The organism is Halogeometricum sp. CBA1124, assembly GCF_009741955.1.
Classification (GTDB): domain Archaea; phylum Halobacteriota; class Halobacteria; order Halobacteriales; family Haloferacaceae; genus Halogeometricum; species Halogeometricum rufum.
Genome location: NZ_WPCD01000294.1, coordinates 1 through 3014, shown reverse-complemented (window position 1 = coordinate 3014; position 3014 = coordinate 1). Strand labels below are relative to the sequence as shown.

The following is a 3014-nucleotide window of genomic DNA, read 5'->3' as shown; positions in this document are numbered from 1 at the left end:
CGCCGGCGTCGGCACCCTCCTCTCCGCCGCCGCCGTCGCCGCCGCGTTCCTCGTCGGCGCGTCCGACGGGACGCTCGCGCCGTTCGTCCCCGCTCTCGGACTCGTCGCCGCCGCCGCCGTCGCCGCCGGCGCGTGGGTCCTCCTCGCCCGCGTCTACCCGGAGGCGCGAATCACCGCGCCGGTGGGCGTCCTCGCCGTCTTCGGTCACTCGCTCGACGCCGTCTCGACCGCCGTCGGCATCGACGTCCTCGGGTTCGCCGAACGGACCCCGCTCTCGCGGGCCATCATCGAGTTCGCGGCGACGCTCCCGACGGAACCGTTCCTCGGGACGGTGTGGCTGTTCGTCCTCGTCAAACTCCTCGTCGTCTCGGGCGTCGTCGCCCTGTTCGCCGACTACGTGCGCGAGGACCCGACGGAGGCGAACGTCCTCCTCGGCTTCGTCGCCGCCGTCGGCCTCGGCCCGGGCGCGCACAACCTCATCCTGTTCAGCGTCCTCGGCGGCGCGTGAGGGCGAGGAGCCCGACCCCCGCGTCGAGACGCCGCTTATTTCGGTCGCCGCGTCCGTCCCTCTCCCGTGTCCCCCGCCGAGTCCCCTCCCTCGTGGACCGACCCGCGGTACGTCGCCGCCGTCGTCGGCGTCCTCGCGACGGGTGCGGTCGTGTTCTACAGCGCGCTGACGCCGACCGGACCGACCGTCGAGGAAGTCGTGTTCGCGCTTCTGACGGTGACGCTCCCGGCGACGGCGGCGTACGAGGTGGCCCGCCGGTTCGGGTAAGCGGACCTCTCGACACCGCGTCCCCCGCCGCGCGCGTCGGCCGTCCGACTGCCCGACACCGTTCTCTCTCCCATCGGACCGCACCTCGCCGCGTCGTTCGTCGTAGTTGGCTTTTTGTAGGTGCCGGGGGATTCCACAGGTCTGCCATGCCACGCGTCGTCTGCGCCGGCCACGTGAACTGGGACGTGACGCTCCGGGTCGACTCGCTCCCCGAACCCGACGGGGAGTCGACCGTCGCTCCCGCACCGCCGCGGGCGGCGGGAGCGCCTCCAACGTCGCCGTCGGCCTCTCCGACCTCGGCCTCGACACCTCGCTGCTCGGGAGCGTCGGCGACGACGAACGCGGCCGGGCCGCCCGCGCGGAGTTGACCGAGAAGGGCGTCGACTGCCAGCACGTCGTGACGTCGCCGGACCTCGAGACGACGACGAAGTACATCGTCGTCCAGCCGGAGGGCGAGGTGATGGTGTTCGGCTGTCCGGGCGCGAACGAGGCGTTCGCGGCGACGGACCGCCCGAGTCCGTGCTCCGAGACCCGACCACCTCCACCTCACGAGCCAACCGCCCGAGACGGCCACGCGACTGGCCGACCGGGCGTCGGCCGCCGGCGTCCCCGTCAGCTTCGACCCCGGCAGACGCATCGACGACCGGGGGTACGAGGAGGTAGTGACCGAGGTGGACTACCTGTTCTTGACGACCGCGAGGCCGCCCTCGCCCTCGACGCGTTCGACCTGACCGACCGAACGCTCGTCCTCAAGCACGGCCCGGACGGCGCGGAGGTTCGCCTCCCCGGCGGCCGCGTCGCTCACCCGGGCTACCCCATCGACGCCGTGGACACGACGGGGGCGGGCGACGCCTTCGCCGCGGGGTTCCTCGCCGCCCGCGTCGCCGGCGACGACTTCGAGCGGTCGCTGGCCGTCGCCAACGCCTGCGGGGCGTTCGTCTCGCGCGTCCCCGGCGCGCGCGAGGAACTCTCGTGGACGGAGATAGAGGCGTTCCTCGGCGAGTGACGATGCCCCGTCCGTTTTTGCCCCTCCGCGCCATAGCACGACCGATGTCGCCTACACTCCCCGGCCAGTTGGCCGGGCCGCTCGGGAGAACGCTCGCGTTCGTCGGTCTGAGCGGGCTCTCGGGCCTCGTCGCCGCACTCGTCATGGGGCTCCCGATGGCGAGGCAGGAAGAGGGGTTCACGCCCGCCTACATCGCCGCCTCGATACTCCGGGGAACGACGCCGGACGAGGTGTCCGAGGTGGACGCCCACGTCGTCCACTACGCGCGGGCGTCGTCGCCGGCGTCCTCTACGCGGCCGCGTACGCCGCTCTCGCCGCCGTCGTCCCGCCGTTGCTCTCGGCGGGGTCGGTGATGGTCCTCCCACACGCGCTGGCGACGATAGCCGTCGTCGGCTTCGTCTACGTCTTCTTCGCGCACTTCGTCCTCCCGAAGGCCGGCAAGCGCGTCTACGAGGAGCGCTCGACGGCCGTCCGCGGCCAGTGGCTCCGCTCGTCGTTCGTGTTCGGGGTGACGCTCGTCGTCGTGCTTCCGCTACTCACGGCCGGTCTGTAGTCGGGTCGGCCGCCGCCTTCGAGAACTGCAGACGCGTCCGGTCCGGTCAGTCTGCCGGCTGTTCCGTACCTGTCCGCGCCGACGGCCGTTCCGGCGCGGCGACGTCGGCTTTGAGTGCCGGGTAGGCCCCCAGCAGTTCCGCGGCGGACTCGCCGGCGGTCCACCATCGATCCGTCTCGGCGCGTTCGAGCCACCCCATCTCGGCCATCTCCCGACAGATGGTCCGTATCTCGCCGACGGCGTACTCGAACTCCGTCGCCACGCGGTCGGCTTCGACGCGCCCGCGTCGTCGAAGTGTCTCGAGAATGTGGCCCCACACTCTCGCGCGGTCCTCTACGTTCGAACTCGGTCCATTCCGCATTCGTACCCGTGGCGTTCGAGTCCGCACTCATAACTGCAGCGCCCCGATTTTCACCGCTGAGAGCCTTGGTGTCAGCTGACGGATGAGTCAGTCGTCGGTCGGCGTCCGGCCCGAGTCACGAGGACGGGTGCGGCGGCCCGCGTCGTCGCCGGCGGCCGGTCCGCCAGCGGTCCGGACGAGTCCGAACCCGGCCGCGGCGACGGCCGCCCCGAAGAAGTTACACGCCACGTCGACGGCGGTGTCCGCCGCCCCGCCGGCGACGAAGACGTAGTTCGGCGTCGCGAACTCGGCCACCTCCCACGCGCCCGAGAGGGCGGCG

At 72.1% G+C, this 3014-nt stretch carries 3 protein-coding genes and 3 pseudogenes; 4 read left to right on the top strand and 2 right to left on the bottom strand.

The genetic code is table 11. The annotated features are described in order from the left end of the window. From GJ632_RS20600 to GJ632_RS26095, 4 genes and pseudogenes are all read left to right on the top strand, one after another. Positions 1–508, top strand: a 508-nt coding sequence (locus GJ632_RS20600) for a DUF63 family protein (RefSeq protein WP_191453895.1), incomplete at its 5' end; no start/stop codon positions are given. 66 nt (positions 509–574) lie between these two features. Next, positions 575–775 carry a hypothetical protein gene (locus GJ632_RS20595; RefSeq protein WP_197428129.1) on the top strand — a complete coding sequence of 67 codons (201 nt, stop codon included), beginning with the start codon at positions 575–577 and terminating at the stop codon, positions 773–775. A gap of 146 nt (positions 776–921) precedes the next feature. Next, positions 922–1781: pseudogene (locus tag GJ632_RS20590) on the top strand (carbohydrate kinase family protein). Positions 1782–1825: 44 nt separating this feature from the next. After that, a pseudogene (locus GJ632_RS26095) lies at positions 1826–2334 on the top strand (hypothetical protein). Positions 2335–2380: 46 nt separating this feature from the next. Here the strand turns inward: GJ632_RS26095 and GJ632_RS20580 are convergent. After that, complete coding sequence (locus GJ632_RS20580; RefSeq protein ID WP_231751727.1) at positions 2381–2596, bottom strand: hypothetical protein; 216 nt, start codon at positions 2594–2596, stop codon at positions 2381–2383. Positions 2597–2782: 186 nt separating this feature from the next. After that, a pseudogene (locus GJ632_RS22590) lies at positions 2783–3014 on the bottom strand (hypothetical protein); the annotation flags it as partial.